We start from the raw sequence: 25,703 nt of genomic DNA on the forward strand, positions 1-25,703 counted from the left end.
CTAGTTCTCCGAAGCCAATTTAACCGATACATTCTGTTGCATGCGATTGCCTTCATCGTCAACTACGGTCAATACATATTCTCCAGGTTTAATTTGGTAGATGAGCTCGTGAAAATTTTCAGTGGTGCCGATGTAAGTCTCATCTAAATACCAATACACAATACTTTCTCCTTGTTGATGTGCAAGCTTGAATATGATTTCAGTTGTGTTGTTGCCCAAGTCTTTTGGAAGTAAAACTTCCTCATTTTTCTTCGGATAGATAAATTCCATGAATTGTAATTCCGAAATTGAACATCCTTGTAGATAAGTTGGCAAAGGCCTGTAATTTGGATTTGACGTGGAGTAATAATATTCAATTACCGGAGGAAGGGTAAACCAATTTTTGGCTACCATATCCTCTAGCGGATAACACTCGGAATTTACCCTAAACACTTCTGATGCATCCAAAAAAACTTGTTTGTGGTAAGGACACTGCTTGCTTTTTATTCCATTATTTGGGAGCAGCTCTTTCTTGATATTATCACAGAAAGTGGAAGCGAGATGTCCACTTTGCGCACAGATTTCCATTTCTGCCAAATCGTCAAAAGGCTGTTGAAACCAACCACTATTGGGTAATGCATCAAGCACATCAAAAAGAATTGGTGCAGCAGCAGTAATTCCTGTTAATCCGGGTCTTCCTTCACCATCCGCATTTCCTGCCCATGCCCCAATGGCATATTTTGATGTTACTCCAACGGCCCATGCATCTTTAAACCCAAAACTGGTTCCTGTTTTCCATGCAATGCGTCTAGAAGAATCAAAAAATTGCCAATTTTCGTCACCTTCCGGCCTATTTACTTCTTGTAGTGATTTGAAAGTATGGTAAAGCGAACCAGCATTTATAACCGGAGCTTCAAACTGTTGTTTTCCAAAATCGATTTTAGTATTCAACAAATAACTGGGTTCTGCAAATTCATTAGTGCGATAAGTGCTGGAATTGGATTCAAAATAGGCTAATGTTGAAGCAGCGGAAGCATAGGTTTTGGTAAGATTCCATAGTGAATTTTCTGCTCCACCTAAAATTAACGCTAAACCGTAATGGCTGGAAGGGCTATTCAATTTCAAGTTCATTTTATGAAGTTTATTATAAAATTTTTGAAGCCCATATTGACGCAATAAACGAACTGCGGGCACATTTAAGGAACGTGAAAGAGCCCTGCCTGCAGGCACTACCCCCGAGTGCTTTCTATTAAAGTTTTTTGGATTGTAACCGTTGATCACCGTTGGGATATCTTTTACCAAGGTATTTGGCAGCAATTGGCCTTCGTGCATGAGCGAGGCAAAAAGAAAAGGTTTCAATGTGCTCCCTGTGCTTCGATTTTTGGTTATGATATCTACGTAGTTTCCGTGTTGTTTTCCTGAAGGAGAATTGCCCACATAGCTTAAAACCTTTCGGGTTTCCACATCCAAAATTAAAATGGCAAGGTTATGGATTTCGTTACCTTTTAATCGTTGGTAATGTCGTTCTGCTATAATATTTGCTTGATACTGCAAATGTCTATCAATCGAAGTCTGTATTCGTTTGCCTTGGTGTTCCTTTTTAATACGTTCCGTAAGATGCGGCGTTATGTTGGGAAGGGCAATTGGTTTTTGCGGTAAAGGCTCTGCAATGGCCAGTTCATAAGTAGTTTCATCAATATGATTTTCTTCCCATAATTTTTTAAGTAGCCGATTACGTTTTTTTAGGAGTAATTGTTCGTTTCTTCCTGGAAAAATAAGTGATGGTGCATTGGGCAAAACGGCCAAAGTAGCTGATTGTCCCCAGCTTAATTCTTGTGCCGGAATGCCAAAATAACGCCAGGAAGCAGTCTCCAAACCTACGACGTTTCCGCCATAGGGAGTATGTGCAGCGTACATTTTTAAAATGTCTTCCTTGGAATAGCGTAGCTCCAATCGAGTTGCCATAAAGATTTCAATGCATTTTTCAATATAGGTTCGACGCTTGTTTTTTCTGCTCAACCGTATAACTTGCTGGGTAATGGTACTTCCCCCTCTTCGCGTATCCTTGGTAAGGTTATGCTTTATGGCATTAAAAATAGAAATCGGATTAAAACCGGGATGGTGATAGAAATATTCATCTTCGAAAAGTAAAATACTTTGTTTAAAGCGTTCTGGAATGGAATCCATTTCAGGAAAACGCCATTGTCCATCATCAGCAATTCGAGCCCCAATCAAAACATTATCAGAACTGGTAACCACAGTTGAGGTTGGGTCTTTGAAAAGCTGTTTCGGTAAGCAAAAAAACCAAAACAAGAAAAGAATGAGAACCACCAAAAATTTAATTCGGTGTTTCAGTATAATTTTCTTCAATGCCAATAAAAAAACCTTCATTTACAACATCATCGTGATACTTTAATCCATTTACCCTTATTACGGGCATAGCTGGTATTGTCGTACATGGCTTCAACCTGAGACCCTGGCAAGTAATAGTCACCTAAAAAGGAAGCATTCAGTTTTATGGTAAAAGTTTTGGTCTTCTTCGCGCCTAAATCAAAATAGAAATTCGTTCTGTCGTCACGTGTGTCAATGTAATCCGCTTTACTTGAATTTGGGTCGCTTCCTCCTGCATAGGATGTATTTACAATTTCCCACCCACTAGGAACAATTTGGGTCAATGCCAAATTATCATAATAATCATTGGTCGCATTGAAAACCGTTAATTGTGCTTGCAATTCAGTTCCTTGACGAAGCTCAGTTACATTAATAGAATTTCCAACAGCATCCAAATATTTTACGGAAAGTGTTAGATTTTGCTGTTGCGCCAATTCTTGACCCACCGGTAGTTTGCCAGTTTGGGTAAGCGTGGCATAAATGGTATTTCCTTGATTGTTTTTGATAAGTATTTCACCTTTTGCTGAGGAGATTGAAATACTTCGTTGCGCAATAGCCCTATCTGTTTTTACCGCTATTTCTTTTCCATTATTGGTAAAAGTCAAATCAAGGGATTTACCCCCATTTTTTGCAACCATTTTAGCCATGGACAACAACGCAAATGCCGTCTCTTGTGTGCTGTACCATCTTTGTGAGGACAGGTTTTTTGCTAGTGAAACAGCCAATTCTCGCTGTTGGGAGTCTTCAAGTATGACCATAGTCTCTAAAGCCATTGCCCTATTCCTGAATACTGAACCATAGGTTCTGTAATTATAGGAATTAGGTCTAAAGTTAATGTTAGCCGTTTGGGCAAGTTCTTTTGCCACTTCTTTTTTGCCCACCAACGCATAAGCAGCAGCCAATCTCCATTTAGCTTCATTACTCAGGTTTTTGGATTCACGCAATCTGTTCATAGCTGCCAATTCTGGTTGTTGGGCCAAAGCCAATGTATATAGGCGGTAGGCTTGGGCAATATCATTATTATAACGAGTACTTTGATTGCTCCATTGACGGGCCGTATTTTTTTGATAACGTAGCCAATTACTCAAAAATGTTAATGGAAGTTGATACCCTTTTTGTTTGGCCTCCAACATAAAATGACCTGCGTAGGATGTTCCCCAATCATCTGCACTTCCATAACCGGACCAATAGCTTAAACCACCATTTGGCACTTGAAAATCGTTAAGCCTCTTAATGGCAGCTTTTATATTTTTTTCGATTTCTTTTTTCTTGTCAAAAGTGATATCAAGTACTTCTGCTAAAAATAGCTGGGGAAAAGCTGCGGACGTAGTTTGTTCCACACAGCCATGGGGATACTGCAGCAAGTATTCCATTCTTTTTGAAAAGTCCATAGGTGGGAGCGTGGAAAACTCAACAAATGCAGAATTGGTGCCAGATGTTCCAAAAATTTCAAAAGAGATGGTCTCCGATTGATTTTCGGTTATCGTATACAGCGTACTTTTAGTAGTTATAGGATTTGGATTTTCTACATCAATTTCCGTTTCATTACTGGCGTTTTCTCCATTTCCGGAAGCCGTCACTTTTATGGTTTGAAATGATGTTGAAGGGTTTACCCTAAAATCAAAATTTACAATTTGCTCGCCAATGGAATTGAAGGTGATATTTTTTGATGTAGGCCCGATTGCTTCCAGAGCTTTTCCTGCATCAATTGAAACGGTAACATTTTTGACCTTTTTTTCCATAGCAAACACGGTAACCGGAATGGTCACCTTTTCTCCAGGAGATAATTTTCGAGGTATTGAGGTCAATACCATTAACGGTTTCCGCACTGGAGTAGCCTTTTCTACATTACCATAAGCGCTGTTCTTATTTCCTGCAACAACCATCGTTCGTACAGACCCTACATAATTGGGCATGTCTATGGTATGGGATGCTTTTTCACCAGCTTTTAAAGTAAACGGACCTAAATAGGTGACGACCGGCTTAAACCGTTGTGCTTTCCTGTTTTTGGCTCCTTCACCAATTCCACCACCACCAATGGCATAAATATTATCTACGCTGATGGAATAAGCGCCCATTACATCATCAAAAATATCAAAGGTTTTTACGCCCAATGCTTGCCGTGCATAAAATGATGAATGTATATCTGGGGTTTTAAATCGAGTTAAATCCAGGAGGCCTTCATCAACGACTGCCAAAGAATAGGTCATTGGCTTTTTGTTTGCTTCTGAAACGGATACTTTAAAGGATTTTTCCGGTTCCAAAACTTCTGGCATTTTGAGTTCTGGTTTTAGAAAGGTGGCTGGGTTTTCAACCAATAAAGGGACTACGCCGTATAAACGGATGGGCAGGTCGTTCGCTACTTGTCCATGAGGTTGTAACAAGGAGATGTTGATGTAGGCATTGGGAGCCATGTCCGCAGTAATTGGAATGGTGGCTTTTGTCTCCTTTGCCGAGGTCTCAATCCATTGTTGCGATAAAACTTCTGAACCATTTTCAATACTTAACAAAGCTCTTCCGCCTAAATCCGATGGAAAAGTTACCACTGCTTGGTCTCCAAGCGTGTATTTTTCCTTGTCTGCTGAAAAAATCAAAATTTTTGAACTTTCAGTATCACCAGATGCTGGTCTTCTCCACCAGTTTCTATAGAAATAGGCTGTTCTTCCGGTAGCATGCCCTGAATCTTCATCAATAACCCGGATTAAGAATCGACCACCATCGTCATCAGGAATGTTTACTTTAAAATTCGCCTTCCCATCAGCTCCAGTTGTTACCGACATTTCCTTAAAAGGACGATGCACCGTGGCATTTTCGTAACGGGAAAGATTATCGTAACCACGGTTCCACCACCACCTCCATTCTATTTTATATACTTTGACCTTCAGTTTTCTATTAGCTGCTTGTTTACCATCTGCATTGACCGATACCACATCAAATGTTGTGTTCTCATCCGTTAAAAACGAACCATACTGTCTTGCTTTTGGGGAACGCAATCCTACAAAATGTGAAAAAGGCGCCAGTTTTTTAGAGAATACATCGATGGAGAAATCTCCGCCGCCCTCAAAAACTTTTGTAGTAAATGTGGCTTGCAACATGCCTGGTGCATTAGTGTTTGCATTGATTTTTTTATCAACATTGAGTAGCCCCTCTCCATCTAATTTTGAAGAAATAAATTGAAGTTCTGTTTCATTAAAGGTTCGAACGGGGTCTTGAAAAATGTACCCCTTATGATTAGGAAATGCATTGGCAGCTTGCTGTAATTTAGCGTTGACATCAATTTTTAAATTACGGGCTGGTGCGCCATGTAACCACTGCACTATTGCCTTTCCCTTGTTATTTTTGTTAGCTTTTAGTACTTCATCCTCAAAAGCAAAATCTACCTTTAATCTATTGGGCTTAACAGTAGCAATCTTTAAACTTTTATTGAATTGTGCTCCTCCAACAATGATTTTGGCGTTCCAAGTTCCTGTGGGCGAAGTAGCTTTTGTAGGGATGGGGAAGTAATAAAAATCCCCCTCTTTTTTTGCATACAATCCATCAGCAACGGGTACAGTACCATCTTTAAGTACATTTCGTTGCACTAGTTTCCCTCGTGCATCGCTCACTTCAAGGGTTACTGGGTGGCTTGCAGGTAATGGATTTGCTTTATCATCAAGGACAAAGGTAAGATGGACAGGATCGCCAGGGCGATGTACACCTCTTTCCGTATAGATAAAACCTTGCAGTCCACTTTGCAATTCTTGGCCAGAAACATCAAACTTGCTTAATGAAAGCGCATTGCCATCTGCAAGTTTTGCATAGGCAAAATTGCTGCTCTTTTCTGCCACGGCGAACGCTATTGTTGCCTCTCCATCATAAATTCCAAATCCAGAGGCATCTGTTGTTATTTCAGTAAGTAGTTGCTGTTGAAAATTATACAATTTGATATTCGTATTTGCCTCTGGCTTTGTAGTCAAAAGATTTGTTGTGGCAAAATGGTAAGAACGGTTATTTCCTTTTTTTACAATAAGCCCCAAATCACTGCCTAAAAGATTGGTTGTTACAATTCTATTTGCGTTATAATAGGCTTGGTGACAAGGATTGTCCTCCTCTTCCCAGTTATAGTTGTAGTTTCTCCAATAATAAATCTCATTGTCCCAATAGCGTTCTTCTAAAGCTTCTTCGCTTAGGCTTTGGGAGTCATTATCACTTGAAGCATAGCTTTCTATTTGCTCTTCGGAACTTCCTGAAGCTGAACAGTCATAGGAAGTATGTTCTTTTTTAAAACTAAATTCTATTCGATATAAGGACCCTGGATTCACTTTTATCAATTCTGATAGATCAAGGGCATGTGCTTTCCAGAAGCTCATATCATCATCCTTGGTTTCTGCAAGTGATATTACTTTGTAAGCTACTCTTCGGCCCACAGGTCTAAGGTCGGAGTTGTATTCTTGCGTAAGATTGTTGTTTTGGAGGTATTGCAACATATTGTTCTCAAAAATCTGAATGACCCGCACTTCAACAGCTGAAAGATTAACGGTTTCAAAATAGATGGGTGTTGATGTAGCGTTGGGTAAAATAGTTCCTTTTGAAATTAACCGCACATTTGGTTTTAACTGCTCAAAAGAGACCAATTCTGAAAAGGATTTTTTAAGTGTATAACCATATTCACTTTTAATGCCCTCAAATGCGTTTACACGTACTTGACCCATAATTCGGTTTGAAGGATATACCTTCAGAACATTACCGTTTATTTCGTAACGCAAACTTTGGGCATTTTCAATGGTGACCAAACCATTTAGATTCTGGTTTTGTTTTAAGGGGTCTGAAAAATTGAGCGTCAAAGCAGCGTTGGGAGCAGTTGAGGTTTTGGCATCTACTACAACAAATTTGTTCAACCCTGGGATGATGTATTTCTCCGAACCACCGTTATCAGCACCTAGTTCTTTACCCTGCCAACTAACCGTTAGTTCACTATCATCTGTTTTACGTGGGATACTATCAATTTTAAAACTGAAATACCTGGCATCTTCACTTGTGTTGTTCCATTTTACCGAAATCTTTTTATCACCTTGTGCAACCGAGAGAACAGTGTTTATCTTTTTCGCATTTAAGATATCGGAAGCTTCCAAAGTACCCGTTAGATATTGCCAATTTTTACTGTAAGATTGGAGATTCCCCAGACTGATTTTAAAATTTGGAGTAATGGTTTTAAAACTAAATGTGTAGTTTTTGAAGTCACGCTCAATGTTTTCAAAAAGCTTACCTAGTGAAAGGCTAACGGTGTATTCAGTATTTGGTTTTAAATATTCTGAAGGTTGAAAAGTAAGTTCCCTACCGTTTTCAATAGCCAACTTTCCTTCAACCTTTGGGCTTATTTTCATGTATTCGACTGGAAGTTCTTGAGCAAGTTCAAACTGATTCAATTGCTGTGCCAATACTATGTTGATAGGAGTAGAAATACTTTGATTTCCATTGGTGTGGTAACTAATATAATCCTTGAATTTAAACAAGTTGTCCGTATCAGTGGAGTCCTTCTTTTTTTTACAGGAAACAAACAAAACAAGTATGGAAATAACTAGAACTCGAACAAAACGTGACATGCCAAAATGGAATTAATTAAACTAATAGTTGACCATGACTAAGATAGCTTAAAAATAGGTGGAGGGGCATTGAAAATTTATAGGTAGTTCATATTGATTTACGAATGGTTTTTAACAAATGGACGGTACGTTATGAAACATTTATGATTTATGCCATGACATGTATTGTTGAAAAAAGATAACTTGAAACTATTAGGAACAATCTAAAACGAACATCATGCGAAACCTTATTCTTTTGCTTTTTTCTGCAGGTATTTTTTTATCGACCAATGCACAAGAGTCAGATTACCAACTTGTTGAACAAACCGTAAATTATTACTTGGATGGCGGTACCAACAATGATTTTGAAACATTGAAAAAAGCATTTCATGAAACCGCAACCATGAAATTTATTGGGAAAGATGGATACAAGGAAGTTAACGCTCTTGAGTTTTTCAGTACTATAAAACCAGGTCCAAAACAGAATAGAAAAACTAGAATTGCTGATATTAACATTGCCGGCAATGCGGCCAATGCAAGATTAGAAATTGAATACCCGACCTTTACATTTATAGATTTTATGAACTTGCTTAAAGTTGATGGGAAATGGAAAGTGGTGAGTAAGATTTTTTATAAACGGATGGAATAGTCATCACTCTGGAACAAAAACCGTAACTCTAACCGGTAAGATATCGCTGTTCGTGAGCTCCCCTGCGATTCCTGACAGTGAAGCATCGTCAATACCAGTATATGGGCCACAACAAAAACTTCCCGCTCCGTCAAAAGTGGTTATGTTAAAAGTGAATGTAGTAGTGTCCGCGAGAGAAATTTGGTAGGTCTGTTCTCCTATTGGTGTATTTTGAATATCAATAATTAAAATATCCTGGTTTTCAAAATCCTTTTGTACCTCAAAATCAATAGTATTGGTGTCTGCATCCGAAATAGTTATTTGAGCCGCTTGATAGGTTCCGTTAGTGATAAGGTTTGCGCCGGTAGTATTATCTATAAATTCAAAGTATACTGAATCGTCAACGGCTGCACAGTCAACAAGTGAGCAGTCTTCAAAATCATCCTCTGGCGCGCAGATAACCGCATTGAAAAGCATAGAGTAAAGAATCAACTTTTTTAAGAACATAGCTGAAGTTTTTTATTAGAGATGATAAGATGGGGTCAAAGTTGCGTCACCAACCACCAGAGGCTCCGCCACCGCCAAAGCCGCCACCGCCAAAGCCACCTCCAAACCCACCAGACCCGAAACCACCTCCTGAGGAGGAACCACGGTATCCACCGCGTCCCATGTTACTTAGGATAATCATCTACTCCCGATTTTCGACCTCCACCGCGACCTCCACGATTATTTTTATTTCTTCTGGAAAGAATGATGATGATGACTATAAAAATAATAAAGGGAAGTAATGATTTTAATGAAAACCCCTGGTCATTTGCAAAACTACGGTCCTCTTTAAATTCTCCATTTAACACCTGAAAAATAGCATCGGAACCTTTATCCAATCCGCCATAGTAATCTCCTTTCTTAAATTCGGGAATAATAACTGATTCTATTATCCGCTTGGACATAAAATCCGTTAAAGAGCCCTCTACTCCGTAACCCGTGTTAATAGCTATTCTACGGTCGTTTCTTGCCAATAATACAAGTATACCGTTGTCTTTGTCCGCTTGGCCAATTCCCCATTTTTGACCCCATTGCGCACCCAAGAAATTAATGTTTTCTCCTTCTGTAGACTTGATGATTGCAACTACAATCTGGGTAGAAGTACTATCTGAATATCTAATAAGTTTTTGTTCCAAAGCTTTGCTTTGGGATGCGGACAACAGATTTACATAATCGTAAACACTGGTTTGTTTTTTGGGTTTTTCAGGTATAGAAAATTGCCCCCATCCAAAGGAAACCCAGAATAGGGTAATAAGAAGACTAACCTTTTGATATGGCATCGCTCAGTTCATTGGTATCATTATGGTCCCATGGAAAATGAGCTTCCAATTCTTCTCCAGCTTTTATCACGCCTTCTACAATGCCTTGTTTAAAATCACCATTTTTAAAGTGTGAGGAAATCAAATCTTTTGTAGTATCCCAGAAACCTTTAGGGACAGCACGGTCAATCCCACTATCTCCATAAATAACAAATTTTTTGTCATCAACGGCTACATAAAGTAAGACTCCATTTTCTTCTTTGGTGTTATCCATTTTAAGAAAGTGGAATACCTGTTGTGCTCTACTAAAATGATCTATTTTGGCAGTTGCTTCAAGATGCACTCGGATTTCTCCTGAAGTGTTTTTTTCGGCCTGAAGAATAGCTTCAATAATTTCCTGTTCCTCCCCAGCGGTCAAAAATTCCTCTACGTGCGACATGTATCTAATTAAAATCGAAGTTTACATCTGGTGCATTTTCAGAACCTGGATTAGCTTTGTAGCGCGGCATTTCACCAAAACCAAACCAACCTGCAAGCAATTTTCCTGGAAATTTGGTAGTGTGAATATCATAGATATTAACTTTTTCATTGTATCTATCTCTTGCTACATTAATCCTATTCTCGGTACCTTCCAATTGTGACTGCAATTCCAAAAAGTTTTGATTTGCCTTTAAGTCAGGGTAGCGTTCCACAGTGACCAAAAGTCTGGAAAGTGCTGAAGAAAGCCCTGTCTGTGCTTGTTGAAATTGTGCCAATTGCTCTGGAGTAATATTATTGGCATCTATAGTAGTAGAAGTTGCCTTTGCACGTGCTTCAATAACATCTTTTAATGTGCCTCTTTCAAAATCCGCAGCCCCTTGAACTGTTTTGACCAGGTTTCCTATCAAATCGTTTCTTCGTTGATAGGAACTTTCTACATTGGACCAAGCCGTCTTCGCATCAGCTTCATATTGTACGGCAGTATTATTAAACCCCACTGCCCATTGATAAATTATAAATGCAATGACCCCAATAACAATTAACGGAATTAACCATTTTTTCATTTTCTTAAGTTTTTAGTGTTTATAGTGTTATTATAGTTGTTCTTTAATTTTGAGAAGTTCGGCCTTTACTTTTTGGAGTTTTTGGACCACTTCAAAATTGGATAGGGTTTTTTGCTTTTCTTCTTTTAGATGTGTTTTTGCACCTTCTAGGGTAAACCCACGCTCCTTTACCAAGTGGTAGATCAACTGCAAATTTGTAATATCTTGAGGAGTAAATTTTCGATTGCCCTTGGCATTTTTTTTAGGCTGAAGTACATCAAACTCTTTTTCCCAAAACCGAATCAGAGAAGTGTTCACACCAAATGCTTTGGCTACTTCACCAATGCCGTAATATCGTTTTTCAGGAAGATCTACATGCATTAATCCAGTGATTGGTTCTCTTGGTTGGCGAATTTGAGCATATTTTCAAACTCTTCCGCCGTCAAACTTCCATAATAGAAGTTAATGGGGTTGATGCGTTCTCCATCTTTAAAGACTTCGTAATGTAAATGAGGAGCTTCTGAACGCCCCGTGTTCCCTACAAAACCTATTAAATCCCCTCGCTTTACTTTTTGCCCCTTGCTAACGTTGTATTTGCTCAGGTGGGCATACAAAGACATATAACCATACTCGTGATCTATTCTAATGTGTTTGCCATATCCTGAAGAACGGTTGTCCGCACGTTTAACTGTTCCGTCACCTGTAGCATAAATTGGCACACCTCTTGGAGCGGTAAAGTCCATTCCCCAGTGCATTTTTCTAGCCTTTGTAAAAGGGTCTGAACGCCACCCATAGCCAGACGCCATTCTGGTCAAATCCTCATTTCTTACAGGCTGTATGGCAGGAATAGCGGCCAAAAGCTTTTCTTTTTCTTCGGCGAGCTTGGCAATTTCGTCCAAAGATTTGGATTGAATCACCATTTGTTTCTGAATAATGTCCAAACGTTGTGTGGCATTGATGATGATTTCAGAATTATTAAAACCTTCTAAGGACTTGTATCGGTTTATTCCGCCAAAACCGGCCTTACGTTGTTCCTCTGGTATTGGATTTGCTTCAAAATATAACCTGTAGATATTGTTGTCCCTATCTTCAATATTGGCTAAAACCTGCTCCATCTGTGCCATTTTCCTTGTTAAGATTTCAAACTGGAGCTCATAATTATGCACCTCACGATCTAGGGAAAGCTCTTTGGGAGTGTTTAACCAATTGGTATTTAACAGTACAATAAGGCCAATAAAGCCAAACAAAGCAGCCCCTACTATGAAAAAGAAGAGATTTCGATACTTTTTGGACTTTTTAGGTTCAATCTTCCTATAAGAAAGTGTATCTGGATCGTAATAGTACTTAACTTTAGACATGAAGGGATTTTATCCTATTTTTGCGCATTCTTTTAATCAAAACAAACAAATATAAAAATTGTTTTGCTTAAAATGTTAAATTTAATAAAACCCTAGCAATTCCAATGACATCCCAAGAAGTTAGAGCTCAGTTTTTAGACTTTTTTAGAGAGAAAAAGCATAAAATAGTCTCTTCTGCACCAATGGTCATGAAGAATGATCCCACTTTGATGTTTACTAATGCTGGCATGAACCAGTTTAAAGAATTTTTCTTAGGGAATTCAATTCCAAAATCCAAGAGAGTTTCTGATACTCAAAAATGCTTGAGGGTAAGCGGTAAACATAACGATTTGGAGGAAGTGGGTAAAGATACTTACCACCATACCATGTTTGAGATGTTGGGGAATTGGAGTTTTGGCGATTACTTTAAAAAAGAAGCCATACAATGGGCATGGGAGTTATTGACAGACGTTTATAAAATAGACAAGGACAGTCTTTATGTCTCTGTTTTTGAGGGAAGTAAGGATAAGGATAGTCTGGAAATGGATAAAGAAGCCTTTGAATTATGGAAGGCTATTGTTCCGGAAGACCGGATTATCATGGGCAATAAAAAGGACAATTTTTGGGAGATGGGAGATCAGGGCCCATGCGGACCTTGTTCAGAGATTCATGTAGATATACGGTCAAAAGAAGATAAAGCTAAAGTTTCAGGTGCTTCTTTGGTGAACCAAGACCACCCTCTAGTGGTGGAAATCTGGAATTTGGTTTTCATGCAATACAACCGAAAGGCAAATGGTGCATTGGAAAGTCTTCCAGAAAAGCACGTGGATACGGGAATGGGTTTTGAACGTTTGTGTATGGTTTTGCAAAATGTAAAATCCAATTATGACACAGATGTTTTTACACCTCTAATTCGCGAGATTGAAACCATTACTGGTGGTAAATATGGCAAAGATGAGGAGACAGATATAGCTATTAGGGTGGTTGCCGATCATATTAGGGCCGTGGCATTTTCTATAGCTGATGGGCAATTGCCTAGTAATACAGGTGCGGGTTACGTAATAAGAAGAATTTTAAGGCGTGCCATTCGTTATGGATTCACTTTTCTGGGAACTAAAAAGCCATTTATTTATCGGTTGGTGAAAGTGTTGGGCGAAACTATGGGTAAAGCTTATCCAGAACTTCGTGAGCAATATCAATTGATTGAGAATGTGGTCAAAGAAGAAGAGAATTCGTTTTTGAGCACGCTGGAACAAGGGTTGGTGCTGTTAGATTCCGTTATAAAGTCTTCAAAAAATAAAACGATTGATGGCCAAAAAGCTTTTGAATTGTATGACACATTCGGCTTCCCGATTGATCTTACCGCTCTAATTTTAGAGGAAAAAGGGTATGAATTGGATTCTGAAGGTTTTGAAAAAGCGTTAAAAGCGCAAAAGGATCGTTCCAGAGCAGCATCTGAAGTATCCAAGGAGGATTGGACAATACTTTTAGATGATGCTGAACAAGAGTTTATAGGTTATGATAGTCTTGAAGCTGAGGTGAAATTGGTGAAATACCGTAAGGTAAAAAGTAAAAAAGAAGGTGAACAGTTTCAATTGGTTTTTAATCTAACCCCATTTTATGCGGAAGGTGGCGGCCAGGTAGGGGATAAGGGATATTTGGAGGCTGCAAACGGAGATGTCATTTATATTATAGATACCAAGAAAGAGAACAATGAAATAGTTCATTTCTCTGAGAATTTGCCCAAAGATGTTTCAGGAACACTTAAAGCTACGGTAGATAAAAAGCAACGATGGCGAACAGCTAGTAACCACACGGCTACCCATTTATTGCATCAGGCATTAAGGGAGGTTCTGGGAACGCATGTGGAGCAGAAAGGCTCAGCGGTACATTCTAAATATTTAAGATTTGATTTCTCGCACTTTTCCAAATTAAGTGTTGAAGAACTTAGAAGCGTAGAGAATTTTGTGAATGCGCGAATAGAAGGTCAATTGCCATTTGAAGAAAACAGGAATATTCCGCTTAAAGAGGCTATGGAACAAGGGGCAATGGCATTGTTCGGTGAAAAATACGGAGACACTGTGCGTACTGTTCGGTTTGGGCAATCTGTGGAGCTATGCGGAGGTACCCATGTGAAGAATACAGCAGATATTTGGCACTTCAAAATTGTATCGGAAGGAGCAGTTGCGGCTGGAATACGAAGAATTGAAGCTATTACTTCCGATGCGGTAAAAGAGTTCTATTTTAAGAACAATAGAATGCTTTTTGAGATTAAGGACCTACTTAATAATGCACAGGATCCAGTAAAATCTGTAACCGTACTTCAGGAAGAAAACACTGCTTTGAAAAAGCAGGTGGAGCAATTGCTTAAGGATAAGGCCAAAGGCCTTAAATCTGAACTTATTTCAGAATTAGAAGAAGTAAATGGAGTCCAATTTTTGGCCAAAAAGGTTGATTTAGATGCCAATGGGATTAAAGATCTTGCTTTTGAAATTGGAGGCCAATTTTCCAATTTATTTTTAATGCTCGCTGCAGAAAATGATGGAAAAGCACTCTTGTCCTGTTACATTTCCAAAGAATTGGTGTCCAATAGAAAATTAAATGCTGGAAATATCGTTCGCGAATTGGGTAAATATATCCAAGGCGGTGGCGGTGGACAACCTTTCTTTGCTACCGCTGGAGGTAAAAATCCTTCAGGTATTCCAGATGCTTTGAAAAAAGCAATGGAAATGGTCAATCAAATGGAATAGCTTATGCGATTTATTAAACTAAAGGAAATCAAATGGAAATACATTCTAGGTGAGATTTTCTTGATTTTTGTGGGGATAAACCTTGCTATATGGTTTAATGATTGGAATACTTCAAAAACTACAAATTCCAATATTGAAATTGCTTTGGATAAAATAAAAGGCGAACTCAATACTAATTTGGAGCAGCTTATAGAAAATAGGACAAACAATCAAGAGATTACATTCTTCCTTGATGCTATTGAGGAAATACAGAATGAGAATTCAGGTAAATTATTGGTTTCGCCAAAAATCATGAGTGCCTTTGAAGATACATACAAGGATTTTTTCATGGTAACCGATTCCACTTATGTTGATACAGATTTATACAATTATGAGGGGGATACCTATATCAATCTTGATATTACAGAACTGAGCAGAATTGCGTGGGAGACCTCAAAATCTACAGGAATATTTCATGAATTCGGATATGAATGCCTTTACGAATTAGAAGGTATATACAATACCCAGAATTTGGTTCAAAATGAGATTGATAAAGCCACGGAAGCGTTGCGAAATCAATCTATTGATGATTTGGGCCGAATTTTAAAATTTGTGAACCAACTAGAAATACAGCTAGAATCTCAATACAAAGAAATGATTAAGGATTTAGAAAATTGCAGATAGTTGCACAGATACTTCCAAAATGAAACTCCTAACCACAATCCCTCTTGCAAAATCTGACAATCCAATAGATTATCAGAGTAAGCTACTGTTGCTGGGCTCTTGTTTTGTAGAAAATATTGGAGACAAATTGGGGTACTACAACTTTCAGCAATTGCAAAATCCTTTTGGAATATTATTTCATCCACTTGCAATTGAAAAATTGGTGGAACGCGCCATTGAAAATCGTAATTATCAAGGAAATGAAATTTTTGAACAGGGAGGAAGATGGCATTGCTTTGATGCCCATTCGGATTTGAGTGCTAATACAGCAGAAGAATTGCTCCGGAACCTGAATAATGGACTCGAAGAAACCAAACGACAAGTAGAACAAGCTACCCATGTCATTATTACTTTGGGCACCGCTTGGGGATATCGTTATAATAAAACAAAGGAGGTAGTGGCCAATTGCCATAAAGTCCCTCAAAAAGAATTTACTAAAGAATTATTCTCGGTAGAAGTGATTCAAGCTGGTTTGGAAAGGCTAATCGGTTTGATTGAATCCATTAACCAAAAGGCTAAACTCATTTTTACAATTTCCCCAGTACGTCACCTGAAAGATGGTTTTGTTGAAAATCAACGGAGCAAATCGCATTTAATTTCTGCAGTACATGGAGTTCTATCAGCTCGATTGCAGTCGAGAGGTCTCTCGTACTTTCCTTCATATGAGATCATGATGGACGAGTTGCGAGATTATCGTTTTTATGGAAAGGATATGATACATCCCAATGAATTGGCGATAGATTACATCTGGGAGAAATTTAAACTCAGTTGGATTTCTTCAAAGTCCTATGCGGTTATGGAAGAGGTTGAGGTGATTCAAAAAGGACTGCGGCACCGACCTTTTAATCCAAATTCCAAAGAACACCAAAAGTTCAAAAAGTCGCTCCAGACGAAAATTACGTATCTTAAAGATAGGTATCCGTTTATGAAATTTGATTAAATGAAAAAAGTACTCATTGGGGCAATAATTGCCTTGGCATCTGTTTTAATTTATAAATCATGTGCTGATGATAAAGCACAGCAGTCGATTCTTAAGGAAAATTCAATGTTGCTTCAACAGGAATTAAAGCAGGTATCCAAACTCATTGTAACCGAAGGACATTTTGTTGAAGTTTACAATTATGCGGATTCTAAAGAATTGTTTGGAGCATTGGTCACAGCGGATAAGAAAGCCTTGGTGGTGGTAAACGCCGAGGCCACAATTTCATATGACCTTTCCAAAATTGAATATGAAATGGATGAAGCTCAGAAAACAATTCACATTAAGTTTATCCCTGAACCCGAAATCAAAATCAATCCAGATTTTGAATATTACGATGTTACCGCGGATTATTTTAACCCGTTTAAAGCAGAGGATTACAATGCCATAAAACAAAATGTTACCACTTCACTGCTAAAAAAGGTAAAAGCTTCATCGCTAAAATCCAATGCTGAAAATAGATTGATCAGCGAACTTTCCAGAATATATGTGCTTACAAATACCTTGGGCTGGACATTGACCTACGGTCAAGAAAAGATTAACTCAGCAGAAGCGCTAGAGACTATGGGAAAAACTATTGTTGATTAATCCTATACCGTCATCAATTAAATGCCCCACCTTGGGATTATTCAGTTTAACCGTCTCTAAATGTACTAACAGTTCTTGCTGAAAGTCTTTGTCATCACTCTTTTTGGCCAACTCATAAAGTTCTGTGGGCAAAAGCCAATCATCAGGATGGTCTTTCTTAAGTTCTTGAAAAACCTTGTTCCTAGAAATAGTGGTGTTCACACCTTCTCTAAAATCCCTAATTTGAGCGTAGTATAACTCCAATTGTCTTCTATCGGTACTTTTTTCTGATTTAATGGTGGTTTCGGTAAGCTCATGAGAGATGAGGTCAAAGCTATTTAAATCAGCAGGACCGTTGAAAGCGGAGACCACTTTTTGGCCAACGGCCATGTGGTATAGTCCCCAATTGGGAAGGAACAAAAGTGTGCCATCATGAGTAACCTTACAATCTTTAAAGGTGATCAAGATGATTTTGCCTTGTAAGTTTCTGGTTCCAGTAACAATGGTGCCTTCTATACTCACACCTCCCTCAAACTCCAGTGAAACCTGCTCTCCTTCAAAAATTTTGTATGCTTTTAAATCACGTGGCCCCATATCCTCGATAGCAAGGTTGATGCCTTTTAGTTTTCCAATGGGTGAACCAAAGCCCTCAGGATGCTGTTCGGTACTGTGACCCACGAGTTCTTTCTCACGATAGGCCAATGCTGTTGGCCCCACCGTTCGCATATAAACTGGTTTGCCATTGTGTTCAATAACCGAATTGAAATGCCCGGATACTTGAAGACCTGTACTAAGTTCAATACTTCCCAAAGCCTTGGAATCTATTAGTTTTTGAACCCCAGATAAACCTCCGGTACGTAAAGCCATGGTATTGGCAAAGTCTTCCAAAACCTGGCTTAAATGCGCAAAATGAGGTGTAACAAAAAGTTGTGGTTGCGGTTTGGTAATGTCAAATGCTTTTTGGGCCGCTTCAATAGTATAAAGCTCTTTAACTACATCGCTTTGCATACACCATTTACTTTCCCCAATAGATGAAAGTAACCCTGCACCATAAATTTTTGGCTGTTCCAAAGTGCCTATCATACCATATTCCACTGTCCACCAGTGAAGGTTACGGATAAGCGCCATTTCACTAGGTACGCCCATATTTTTTTGAAGCTCTTCAATATGCCTTTCAGACTCTTCTATTTCTTCTTTTGAGGTTCCCGTTGCCTCTTTGATAATGGATAGATGCCTTACGGCTTGATAGAGTTCATAGTCTTTAGCACTTGAAATAGCTTTGCTACCAATTTCCCCAAATCGCCTTAAATACTCGGCATATTCAGGATTTGCAATTATGGGAGCATGTCCTGCTCCTTCATGAATAATATCTGGAGCTGGGGTATATTCAATATTTTCCAGTTGCCTAATGTCAGAGGCAATGACCAATACATTATAGGCTTGGAACTCCATAAAGGCCGAGGGAGGAATAAAGCCATCCACAGCAACTGCTGCCCAACCAATTTCTTTTAAGATACGGTTCATGCCATACATATTGGGAATATGGTCAATGGAAATCCCCGTTTTCAGTAAACCATCTACATATGATTTATGTGCTACTTTGCTTAAATAGTCCACATTTTTGCGCATTACATAGCGCCAAACAGCTTGGTCAATTGCAGAATAATCATCGTAATTCTGCGGCTTTATAAACTGCTTTAGATGCCCGGGAAGCTTGTCAAGAATGGGATTGGATTCGTAATTCATTGCACTTTTTTAATAGCCTTAAAGATACAAAATCGCAATGTGATTCTTTTTTTAATTGGCAAGAAGGACTTAAAAAAAACCGCCTTAAGGGCGGTTTTAAATTTTTTAGTTTGCAGCAATCTCGGTAGATGGCGGGTATGCTTTAAGGATGTTCGCTACAAATTCACGAATACGTTCCTCTTTTTTATCAATATTCTTGGTGTTGTTTAAGGTGCCTACACCGCGACCTTGCCAAACAAGTCCTTTGTTTTTGGCATCTATCAAATCTATATATAAGGAACCTTCTGTTCTGGTACTTACGTTATTTCCAAAGCCTCCGCCTGGACCCCAAAGCCAAGGGTTGTAAAAACCTCCGTAGCCCCAGCCACCCCAACCCCAGCCAAAGTTGTTGTTATATACATCCACTTGTTCACGTTCTTTGGTAAAGATGTTCACCAATAGATCCGGTTTTTGGGATTTTACAAAACCACGAGAACTCATTTCGGTATCAATAGCTTTTAGAATTCGTTTTTTGTCCAAATCGGAGATTTGAGCTTTATCAATACCTGTTTTGTAAAAAGCATACGTTTTATAGGTTTTAAAATCAGCTTCTTTATCATAGTCGGCAATAACCCTAACAGAACTGCAGGACGCCAAGAAAGTAACTGCAAGTGCAGTCAATGTAAATAGTTTTAAATTTTTCATAGTAATCTTTTTTTTGAGTTCATTGAAACGACTACAAATCAATCACAAATATTATGCCGAATATTCCTGCTCAACGCCTGGCATTTGTTTTTTTGTTGTACCCATAAGGGCAATGTCTACAACCACTTTCACAACAATAGCCACGTTTTAAATGGTATTTTTTAGTAAACACTTTGTAACCCTCTTCCGAGAGATAAAAATCACCCTCTTCCAAGGGAATAAGCTCCTTCATATCTTACGAAACCAATTTCGTTATCCATAAAATTAAGGTATTCCAGTGAGCGGGACTAGAATTTTATGATTTGAAAGAACCTGAAGTAGTTCAACGAAAATGTTAATGTTATTATCGAAACAATTTATTTTTCACATTTTTTTGCTGTTATATTTGTAGGAATCTTATGATAGTTTTAGTGTGATATTAGTATTTAAACACTTTTTTTATCGAAATTATGTAGGCCTATCCCTTTGGCCTTTCATCATCTTAAAAGAGGATGCCCTCAAAAAAGATGAAGCACTCATTAACCATGAACGTATACATCTTAAGCAGCAGCGAGAGCTACTTATTCTTCCGTTCTATATCCTTTACATTTCAGAATGGTTGTTAAGAACATTACTTTATCTTGATAGTTACAGAGCATATCAAAATATAAGTTTTGAGCGTGAAGCATATGCCAATGAAGAGGATAAAGATTATCTTTCGCGTAGAAAAACCTTTGGTTTTTTGGACTATTTGACGCGATAAATACACAGCTTGTTAATCCCTAATCAAAAAGTACACTTACCTCTTCTTGAGGAAAAAGACGTGACCCTTTATATCAAAAGGGAGGATACCATACACCCCTTTATTTCTGGAAATAAGTACCGAAAGTTAAAATACAATGTACTTGAGGTAAAAAAACAAGAGCACACCATGCTGCTTACATTTGGCGGGGCATTTTCCAACCATATTGCAGCTACGGCGTTTGCAGGTAAAGAGGCAGGCCTGAAAACCGTTGGTGTTATTCGTGGTGAAGAACTTAGAGATAACTGGCAAGAAAATCCCACTTTGAAATTAGCTAAGGACCATGGAATGGAGTTTTATTTTGTATCACGAAGTGACTATAGGATTAAGAACACCTCGGATTTTTATGAAAGACTAAAAACCCTTTTTGGCAACTTTTATCTATTGCCAGAAGGAGGAACCAACACTTTGGCGGTAAAGGGCTGTGAAGAAATTTTGACCGAATCAGATTCCGAATTCGATTTTGTTTGCAGTTGTGTGGGAACTGGAGGGACAATAGCTGGGCTCATAAATTCGGTAAGGCCCCATCAAACTGTTTTGGGTTTTCCAGCGTTAAAGGGTGATTTTCTAAAGCAAGATATTCTTAAATTTGCCCGTAACAAAAATTGGGAGCTAGTTCCCAATTACCATTTTGGAGGCTATGCCAAGGTAGATGAACACTTGATTGATTTCATCAATACCTTTAAAAAAGAGACCCAAATCCCATTAGATCCCATGTACACGGGAAAAATGCTTTTTGGTATTTTGGACAAGGTAAAGCAGGGTTTTTTTAAACCGGGCATCAGAATTTTGGCCATTCATAGTGGAGGATTACAAGGTATAAAAGGCATGAACCTTGTACTGAAAAAGAAAAATTTACCATTATTGGATATATGATCAGGCGAGTAGGATATGTAGTAGTTTTGGCATTATTGGTTGCAAGTTGTGGGTCAAAAAAACGAACCGCATCAAAACAGACAAAAACGGTGGTTAAGAATGAACCAATCCGTAACCCCAATAAAGGGATTCCCAAAGATGGACCCAAAGAAACTGAGCTATACCCATTGCCTACAAATCCAGGAAGATTTGTAAAATTCCCTGTGGCCAACACGCAGGAGTATATTGAAACGTTTGCCGAGATGGCCCAGTACGAAATGCGTGCTTTTGGTATTCCGGCAAGTATTACCTTGGCGCAAGGTATTTTAGAGAGTGGTTCGGGTAAAGGTGAACTTACCAAAAAAACCAATAATCACTTTGGTATTAAATGCCATACCGGGTGGGACGGTGAATTTGATTTTCATGATGATGATGCCAAGGGCGAATGTTTTAGAAAATACAACCACCCTATGTATTCGTTCAGGGATCACAGCATTTTCCTTTCTTCCCGTTCCCGTTATAAATTCTTGTTCAACTATAGAAGGAACGATTACAAAAAATGGGCATATGGACTCCGACAAGCAGGGTATGCCACAGACCGTAAGTACCCACAGAAGCTTATTGCTCTTATTGAACGCTACAATTTAGATTCCTATGATGAAGATGTGGTTCGTGGAGGGCTAGAAACAGTTCGGAAACCTAAAAAATATGAAGTGTTTACCCATGTGGTGGAAAAAGGGGAAACGCTCTATGCTATCTCCCGAAAATATACCATTTCAGTGGACGAACTCAAACAAATCAATAATTTGAATACCAATACATTGTCCATAGGACAGGTACTCAATATTCGAAAAGAAAAAACAAAATAATTTGTTACATCAAGCACAGTCGAGATGTCTTATGCTTTGAATCGTTTTTTTTGCCCATCGATAAACTCAGGATGACAATTTGTACTGATAACTAAATAGAATACATTCCATGCTATACCAACGAAGTAGCGCCTTGTTTGCCGAGGCCAAAAAATATATCCCTGGCGGGGTAAATTCCCCAGTAAGAGCATTTAAAGCGGTCGGAGGCGATCCTATATTTGTAAAAGAAGCAAAAGGCGCTTATTTGTATGATGAAGACGGCAATCAGCTTATCGACTATATCGCTTCTTGGGGGCCACTTGTTTTGGGCCACGCCTACGAGCCCGTAATCAATGCAGTGGTAGAGAAAGCTAAAAAGGGAACTTCCTTTGGAATGCCTACAGAAATTGAAACGGAACTGGCCAAATTGGCCGTTTCCATGGTGCCAAACATAGATAAGATTCGTTTTGTAAATAGCGGTACGGAAGCTTGTATGAGTGCAGTACGACTTGCCCGTGGCTATACCGGAAAAGATAAGATTATCAAGTTTGCAGGTTGCTACCATGGCCATTCCGATTCATTTTTGATTCAGGCTGGGAGTGGTGCGGTTACTTTTGGTAGCCCCAATAGTCCCGGGGTAACACAGGGAACAGCCAAGGATACGCTATTGGCTGATTATAACGATTTGGAAGGAGTAAAAGCATTGACCGTTGCTAACAAAGGAGAAATTGCAGCGATTATTTTAGAACCCGTAGCTGGGAATATGGGTTGTATCATTCCTAGCGATGAATTTATCCAGGGATTACGAAAATTGTGTACGGAGGAAGGCATTTTGTTATTGTTTGATGAGGTGATGACCGGTTTCCGATTGGGAAAAGGTGGTGCGCAGGAAGCTTTGGGAATAGATGCTGATATTGTGATGTTTGGAAAGGTAATAGGAGGGGGACTTCCCGTTGGAGCGTTTGCCGCAAAAGCAGAGATTATGAGCCATTTGGCCCCAGATGGACCGGTATACCAAGCGGGAACCTTGAGCGGAAACCCATTGGCCATGAGCGCTGGACTTGCCATGCTTACCGAATTGAACAATAATCCCGAAGTCTTTACCAGCCTAGCTGAGAAAACCGAATACTTGCACAAAGGTATTGCCAGTGTATTGAATGAAAAAGGCGTAACAAATCAAATTAACCGATATGGTAGCATGATTTCGGTACATTTTTGCGAAGAACCTGTGGTTGATTTTGCTTCCTCTGCAAAAGGAAACAATGATACCTTTAAAAAATACTTTCATGGTATGTTGAATCAAGGGATATATTTACCTCCCTCTGCTTTTGAAAGCTATTTTTTAAACGACGCCATCAGCTATACTGATTTGGATAAAACCATTGAAGCGGTAAAAACAATATTCTAGAACACGTGAACTTTTCCCTCTGTCATCTGGGATCAGAGTTGAAGGAAAGATGAGTTAGATTCATTTTCTGAACAATCCCCACAACCCTAAAATAGGACCCAGAGCCAAAACTGTAAAAAGATATTGTGCGGGGATAACATCCTGAAGCGCGCTAATCACCTGTAAGCTAACAATGGTGATTGCAAAACCAATACAATTGACAATGGTCAGTGTGGTGCCTTTAATTTCTACCGGGGCACTTTGCGCCACCATGGTAGAAAAGAGAGGTGAATCTGCAATGACCACCATACCCCAAAACAATAAGAATGCTATAAAAATGGGAGTGGAGGCGTAAAACAACAGCAATGGAGATACCAAACAGCAAATCCCAGAGAGGAATAGGGAAGTGGCCGCAATACGTTTAGTGCCCTTACGCTGCGAAATATATCCTCCAAATACGCAGGCCAATCCACCAATCGCAATGACCCAAAATGACCAGAACGAAACACGAAATAGATTATGCCCCTGCCATTCTGCATGTAGCCCAAGCAAAAACGGAACAAATGCCCAAAACGTGTAGAGTTCCCACATATGTCCAAAATACCCAAGAGCAGCAGCCCTAAAATCCTTCTTTTTAAAAACAGAAAAACAAGCTGTAAAATTGAGATGTTGGCTGGGTTTTCGGTAGGGGCCATTGGGTACTAAAATGACCATAAGGAGACCGCCCAAAACAGCAAGTGCAGAGGTGGCATAGATTACATATTGCCAAGGAAATACAGCAGAAAGCCATTTTAGAAAATGGGGCAGGGCAGTACCCAATACCAAAGCACCTACCAAATAGCCAAGTGATTTGCCCAAACCCTTGTTAAAATAATCTGCGGCAATTTTCATTCCTACGGGATAGATGCCCGCTAAAAAGAGGCCAGTTAAAAAACGGGATAGTAATATATGTGTGTCTCCAGGGCCATCCCAAACTATGCCCAAATTACTTAAAGCGCCCAAAGCGGCACTCCATAAAAATACCTTGGAAGGTGAAAAACGATCGGTTATGGTCAATAGGGCAAATAACAAAGTCCCCAGGATAAACCCAAACTGAACCGCTGAGGTGATATTGCCCAAACTGCCACCCATCTCAAGTTCAGCGATAAGATTGGTCATTACCCCGTTCCCTGCAAACCAGAGTGATGTGCAAAAAAATTGCGCAATTACAATAACAGGTAGAATATGTTTGGGTGGTTTCACGAGGTCAATTTCTAATAACTGTCGCGCAGTTTAGGACAGCTTTACGAAAATAGGGTTATTTGTGAGTTTTATCCTTGAATTATATGCCGCAAAAAAGTTTCAATAGCTTCTGAACGACCCAAAGGTTCTAAAAAACAAGTGTATACATTTACAAAAACTGCCAAATAGGTCGCTGGGTGTTTCAGTTTTTCATATTTCCAGGCTGCCAAAAGAATAAGTGAAATAATAATCGCCTGAGTCAAATATACGGGCGACATAATATCCACATTGGGCCAATCCTCAAGATGAATCAAAACCTGGGTGTTTTGAACTCCGCGGCCTAAAGCGGGCATCATAATTATGAAAACAGTTGTTATTAGCCACCAGGCATGGTCCTCCAAACTTTTCCGTTTGATGATGCTCATGATAATGGCATAGCCAAAGGCGATGATCATCACTATTTCCACTGCAGCAACTCCCATAAAGAACCAAGGTTCAAAGGGTCCAAAGGCATCTCGTAATTCAGCGGAACGGTCGGCATTGACAATATCTCGGTATAACATGCTAAAGGCGGTTATACAAACTCCACCTGCCAAGAACATACCGATGATACCATTAGTTCGGTGCTTTTCCAACTGGCCGTGAGTTGCGTAGTAGGGTTGTAGTATCAGGTAGAGGTACCAGATGGTACCGCTCCAATAGTGTACATGTACCGACCATGCATTTTCGGTGAAGTCGCCCCAATAATCTCTGAAAATTCCAAATTGCATCAACACCATAGGGATAAGCATCCACAGGTGGAGGGTTTTGTATTTGTTCATAACCAATATTCTTTTGGTGGGGGGACTTTTGGAAAATGAAGGGGAGTTTGTTGATTACAAGATAGTTAAAATTTGTTTTGGAAGTTATCGAAACAGTATAACTGGCGGTTAACTATGCTTTTATGGATGCTACATACTTC

21 protein-coding genes and 1 pseudogene are annotated in these 25,703 nt (G+C 39.1%); 9 read left to right on the top strand and 13 right to left on the bottom strand.

Going from position 1 to position 25,703, the window contains the following annotated elements:
* Together pbpC and LV704_RS11770 are read right to left on the bottom strand one after the other, a co-directional pair.
* On the bottom strand, positions 1–2,370 hold the full coding sequence (gene pbpC / locus LV704_RS11765) for a penicillin-binding protein 1C (protein WP_163419880.1): 2,370 nt from the start codon (positions 2,368–2,370) through the stop codon (positions 1–3).
* A gap of 8 nt (positions 2,371–2,378) precedes the next feature.
* The gene (locus tag LV704_RS11770; RefSeq protein ID WP_163419878.1) at positions 2,379–7,952 is read right to left on the bottom strand and encodes an alpha-2-macroglobulin; all 5,574 of its coding nucleotides are present in this window, start codon (positions 7,950–7,952) and stop codon (positions 2,379–2,381) included.
* A gap of 217 nt (positions 7,953–8,169) precedes the next feature.
* Here LV704_RS11770 and LV704_RS11775 point away from each other — a divergent pair, with 217 nt between their 5' ends.
* The gene (locus tag LV704_RS11775; RefSeq protein ID WP_163419877.1) at positions 8,170–8,580 is read left to right on the top strand and encodes a nuclear transport factor 2 family protein; all 411 of its coding nucleotides are present in this window, start codon (positions 8,170–8,172) and stop codon (positions 8,578–8,580) included.
* Between the two features lie 3 nt (positions 8,581–8,583).
* Here the strand turns inward: LV704_RS11775 and LV704_RS11780 are convergent, their stop codons facing one another.
* From LV704_RS11780 to LV704_RS11805, 6 genes and pseudogenes are all read right to left on the bottom strand, one after another.
* Positions 8,584–9,066, bottom strand: coding sequence for a hypothetical protein (locus LV704_RS11780; protein WP_163419875.1), 483 nt, complete (start codon positions 9,064–9,066; stop codon positions 8,584–8,586).
* Positions 9,067–9,112: 46 nt separating this feature from the next.
* Positions 9,113–9,884: pseudogene (locus LV704_RS11785) on the bottom strand (YgcG family protein).
* The gene (locus LV704_RS11790; protein ID WP_163419873.1) at positions 9,865–10,302 is read right to left on the bottom strand and encodes a TPM domain-containing protein; all 438 of its coding nucleotides are present in this window, start codon (positions 10,300–10,302) and stop codon (positions 9,865–9,867) included. Before LV704_RS11790 ends, LV704_RS11785 begins: the two are co-directional and overlap by 20 nt.
* Positions 10,303–10,306: 4 nt before the next feature.
* The gene (locus LV704_RS11795) at positions 10,307–10,906 is read right to left on the bottom strand and encodes a LemA family protein (protein WP_163419871.1); all 600 of its coding nucleotides are present in this window, start codon (positions 10,904–10,906) and stop codon (positions 10,307–10,309) included.
* Positions 10,907–10,936: 30 nt separating this feature from the next.
* Positions 10,937–11,266, bottom strand: a complete 330-nt coding sequence (locus LV704_RS11800; protein ID WP_163419870.1) for a MerR family transcriptional regulator — start codon at positions 11,264–11,266, stop codon at positions 10,937–10,939.
* On the bottom strand, positions 11,266–12,243 hold the full coding sequence (locus LV704_RS11805; protein WP_163419868.1) for a M23 family metallopeptidase: 978 nt from the start codon (positions 12,241–12,243) through the stop codon (positions 11,266–11,268). The genes LV704_RS11800 and LV704_RS11805 overlap by 1 nt, the downstream gene beginning before the upstream one ends.
* A gap of 104 nt (positions 12,244–12,347) precedes the next feature.
* On the opposite strand from LV704_RS11805, the gene alaS reads away from it, so the two are divergent.
* Genes alaS through LV704_RS11825 form a run of 4 tightly spaced genes read left to right on the top strand, consistent with a single transcriptional unit; the run spans position 12,348 to position 17,241 of the window.
* On the top strand, positions 12,348–14,972 hold the full coding sequence (alaS, locus tag LV704_RS11810; protein WP_163419866.1) for an alanine--tRNA ligase: 2,625 nt from the start codon (positions 12,348–12,350) through the stop codon (positions 14,970–14,972).
* Positions 14,973–14,975: 3 nt separating this feature from the next.
* A complete protein-coding gene (locus tag LV704_RS11815) occupies positions 14,976–15,635 on the top strand; it encodes a hypothetical protein (RefSeq protein WP_163419864.1) in 660 nt (219 codons plus the stop codon).
* Positions 15,636–15,654: 19 nt separating this feature from the next.
* Entirely contained in the window at positions 15,655–16,614 is a 960-nt protein-coding gene (locus LV704_RS11820) for a GSCFA domain-containing protein (protein WP_163419862.1), read from the top strand.
* A complete protein-coding gene (locus tag LV704_RS11825) occupies positions 16,615–17,241 on the top strand; it encodes a DUF4230 domain-containing protein (RefSeq protein WP_163419861.1) in 627 nt (208 codons plus the stop codon).
* Here the strand turns inward: LV704_RS11825 and LV704_RS11830 are convergent.
* The 3 genes from LV704_RS11830 to LV704_RS11840 all read right to left on the bottom strand — a co-directional run bounded on the left by LV704_RS11830 (position 17,209) and on the right by LV704_RS11840 (position 19,882).
* Positions 17,209–18,966, bottom strand: a complete 1,758-nt coding sequence (locus tag LV704_RS11830) for an aromatic amino acid hydroxylase (protein WP_163419859.1) — start codon at positions 18,964–18,966, stop codon at positions 17,209–17,211. The two genes, LV704_RS11825 and LV704_RS11830, sit on opposite strands and share 33 nt — an antisense overlap.
* A gap of 105 nt (positions 18,967–19,071) precedes the next feature.
* On the bottom strand, positions 19,072–19,650 hold the full coding sequence (locus LV704_RS11835; RefSeq protein ID WP_163419857.1) for a DUF4136 domain-containing protein: 579 nt from the start codon (positions 19,648–19,650) through the stop codon (positions 19,072–19,074).
* Between the two features lie 70 nt (positions 19,651–19,720).
* Positions 19,721–19,882, bottom strand: a complete 162-nt coding sequence (locus LV704_RS11840) for a DUF5522 domain-containing protein (RefSeq protein WP_163419855.1) — start codon at positions 19,880–19,882, stop codon at positions 19,721–19,723.
* A gap of 180 nt (positions 19,883–20,062) precedes the next feature.
* Between LV704_RS11840 and LV704_RS11845 the strand changes: the two genes are divergently transcribed.
* The 4 genes from LV704_RS11845 (at position 20,063) to hemL (ending at position 23,542) form a co-directional block, all read left to right on the top strand.
* Complete coding sequence (locus tag LV704_RS11845; protein WP_163419853.1) at positions 20,063–20,392, top strand: hypothetical protein; 330 nt, start codon at positions 20,063–20,065, stop codon at positions 20,390–20,392.
* Positions 20,393–20,401: 9 nt separating this feature from the next.
* Complete coding sequence (locus tag LV704_RS11850; protein WP_163419851.1) at positions 20,402–21,307, top strand: 1-aminocyclopropane-1-carboxylate deaminase/D-cysteine desulfhydrase; 906 nt, start codon at positions 20,402–20,404, stop codon at positions 21,305–21,307.
* Positions 21,304–22,155 (top strand): glucosaminidase domain-containing protein, encoded by an 852-nt coding sequence (locus LV704_RS11855; protein WP_163419849.1) that lies wholly within the window; start codon positions 21,304–21,306, stop codon positions 22,153–22,155. The genes LV704_RS11850 and LV704_RS11855 overlap by 4 nt, the downstream gene beginning before the upstream one ends.
* Positions 22,156–22,264: 109 nt before the next feature.
* Entirely contained in the window at positions 22,265–23,542 is a 1,278-nt protein-coding gene (gene hemL / locus LV704_RS11860) for a glutamate-1-semialdehyde 2,1-aminomutase (protein WP_163419848.1), read from the top strand.
* 60 nt (positions 23,543–23,602) lie between these two features.
* On the opposite strand, the gene LV704_RS11865 is transcribed toward hemL, so the two are convergent.
* A complete protein-coding gene (locus LV704_RS11865; RefSeq protein WP_163419846.1) occupies positions 23,603–24,763 on the bottom strand; it encodes a nitrate/nitrite transporter in 1,161 nt (386 codons plus the stop codon).
* A 68-nt stretch (positions 24,764–24,831) separates the two neighbouring features.
* Entirely contained in the window at positions 24,832–25,563 is a 732-nt protein-coding gene (locus LV704_RS11870; protein WP_163419844.1) for a hypothetical protein, read from the bottom strand.
* Between the last annotated feature and the right edge of the window lie 140 nt (positions 25,564–25,703).

Source organism: Flagellimonas sp. CMM7 (genome assembly GCF_021390195.1).
GTDB lineage: Bacteria > Bacteroidota > Bacteroidia > Flavobacteriales > Flavobacteriaceae > Flagellimonas.